Origin of the sequence: Stenotrophomonas capsici (assembly GCF_034961085.1) — a bacterium.
In the GTDB taxonomy this organism is placed as follows: Bacteria; Pseudomonadota; Gammaproteobacteria; order Xanthomonadales; family Xanthomonadaceae; genus Stenotrophomonas; species Stenotrophomonas capsici.
The window spans coordinates 1-1,978 of sequence record NZ_JAYFUH010000230.1 but is presented as its reverse complement, the minus strand read 5'-3'; the positions used below and the strand labels follow the sequence as shown (position 1 = coordinate 1,978).

The 1,978-nt window shown below is 68.2% G+C and carries 2 protein-coding genes and 1 pseudogene; 1 reads left to right on the top strand and 2 read right to left on the bottom strand.

The annotated features are described in order from the left end of the window. Positions 1-131 (bottom strand): annotated as a pseudogene (locus tag VA603_RS11915) (bifunctional 4-hydroxy-2-oxoglutarate aldolase/2-dehydro-3-deoxy-phosphogluconate aldolase); the annotation flags it as partial. Further along, complete coding sequence (locus VA603_RS11910) at positions 118-1,140, bottom strand: sugar kinase (protein WP_313255776.1); 1,023 nt, start codon at positions 1,138-1,140, stop codon at positions 118-120. The pseudogene VA603_RS11915 and the gene VA603_RS11910, both read right to left, overlap by 14 nt. A gap of 274 nt (positions 1,141-1,414) precedes the next feature. Here VA603_RS11910 and VA603_RS11905 point away from each other — a divergent pair. Further along, a partial coding sequence (locus VA603_RS11905) for a TonB-dependent receptor plug domain-containing protein (RefSeq protein WP_323438978.1) occupies positions 1,415-1,978 on the top strand: 564 nt, incomplete at its 3' end.

The following is a 1,978-nucleotide window of genomic DNA, read 5'->3' as shown; positions in this document are numbered from 1 at the left end:
ATCACCGGCAGCCCACCACGGAACAAGGCATGCGCCACCTGCACCGCATCGTCCACGTCCTCGGGGGTGAACACCGGGATCACCGGGGCCAGTTTGAGCACTGCGCGTACGCGCGGATCAGCGCCGGACATCGAATTTTCCCTCGCCCATCAGGGCCATCACGTCGGCCACGCCGACCGGGTTGAAATCACCGGGGATCGAGTGCTTCAGGCAACCGGCCGCCAGGCCGAAGCGAAGGGTGGTGTCGGCGTCCAGGCCCTCGATCAACCCGTGCAGCACGCCGGCAGCGAATGCGTCGCCACCGCCGATGCGGTCAATGATATCGGTCAGCTCCTCGACCGGTGCGACCGTGCGCGTGCCATCGCGGCCGAGCAGCATCGCACCGATCGAATGGTGGCCCACGCTGTGCGCGGTGCGCTGCGTGCAGGCCATGTACTGCAGGCGCGGGAAGGCGGCGAAGGCCATCGCCGCGGCCGCGTCCACGCGCGCCTGCGCGTCGGCCTGCGCGAACTCGCCGCCCAGCACCACGCCGATGTCACGGTAGTCGGCGAACACGATGTGCGCGCAGTCGAACAGGTCGCGCAGGATCGCCTTGGCGTCCCCGCCCCAACGTTCCCACAGCTTGGGCCGGAAGTTGCCGTCGAAGGAGACCTTGATGCCCAGTGCGCAGGCTGCGCGCGCGGCGTCCAGCGTGGCCTGCGCCGCCTCCGGCCCCAGTGCCGGGCTCACCCCGGACAGGTGCAGCCACTGCGCGCCCTGCAGCAGCGCCGGCCAGTCGTAGCTGTCGGCGCGCGCGCTGGCGAAGGCCGAATCGGCGCGGTCGTACACCACTTCGCTGGGACGGTGGCCGGCACCGGTGGTCAGGAAGTACAGGCCCATGCGGCCTTCGGCGCGGCGCACCCGGCCGGTGTCCACGCCGTGGCGGCGCAGCTCGCCGGTGACCGCCGCACCGAGCGGGTTGTCGGCGACCACGCTGACCATGGCCACGTCATGGCCGAAGTGGGCCAGCGACACGCCGACATTGGCTTCGGCGCCACCGCAGTGCACCTCCAGGAAAGGGCTTTGCAGCAGCAGCTGGTGGCCGGGGGCGCCCAGCCGCAGCAGCAGCTCACCGAAACAGACAACGCGGGGGGAATTCATCGGGACTCCTGCTCATCGTCGAACCGGCGCGCATCATGGCACGGGAAATTGACTATCGGTGTCATTTCACCGTTTCTGTCCTCCTGTCCCGTCGCCGCAATGGGCGGGAATGTCCTTGGGACAAGGTATTGCAAGGGTCTTGCGGCCTGTTGCAGTGCAAGATGCCCCACCTTCACGCAGCTGCTACTTTCCATTTTGACTAGCGGTGTCATCCGCGCTCAGCAGTACATAACGATCAGCCGATTCGCATGTAGACCTTGGAGAGGGGAAGCACATGGATCCACGTAACGCATCAAAAAAGACACCGGTTACCTTGCTCGCGCTGGGCATCGGCCTGGCCCTGCAGGCCGGCACCGCCGCCGCCCAGGACGCGGGTACCGCGGCGACCGAACTGGATGCGGTGACCGTCACCGGCTACCGCGCCAGCGTCGAGAAGGCCCTGGACATCAAGCGCGGCGAAACCGGCATGGTCGATGCCATCGTCGCCGAGGACATCGGCAAGTTCCCGGACAGCAACCTGGCCGAATCGCTGCAGCGCATCCCCGGCGTGGTGATCACCCGTGACGGCGGCGAAGGCCGCAACATCTCGGTGCGCGGCCTGGGCCCGGACTTCACCCGCGTGCGCATCAACGGCCTGGAAGCGCTGAGCACGGTCGGCAGCAGCGATGGCCAGGGCGGCACCAACCGCGGCCGCGGCTTCGACTTCAACGTGTTCGCCTCGGACCTGTTCTCGCAGCTGATCGCGCGCAAGACCGCCTCGGCCGACGTGGAAGAGGGCTCGCTGGGCGCCACCGTCGACCTGCGCACCGCGCGTCCGTTCGACTACGACGGCCTGACC

What these genes read in the sequence shown, in the direction of transcription:
- VA603_RS11910 (WP_313255776.1), bottom strand. Translation starts at nt 1,140, where the DNA reads ATGAATTCCCCCCGCGTTGTCTGTTTCGGTGAGCTGCTGCTGCGGCTG.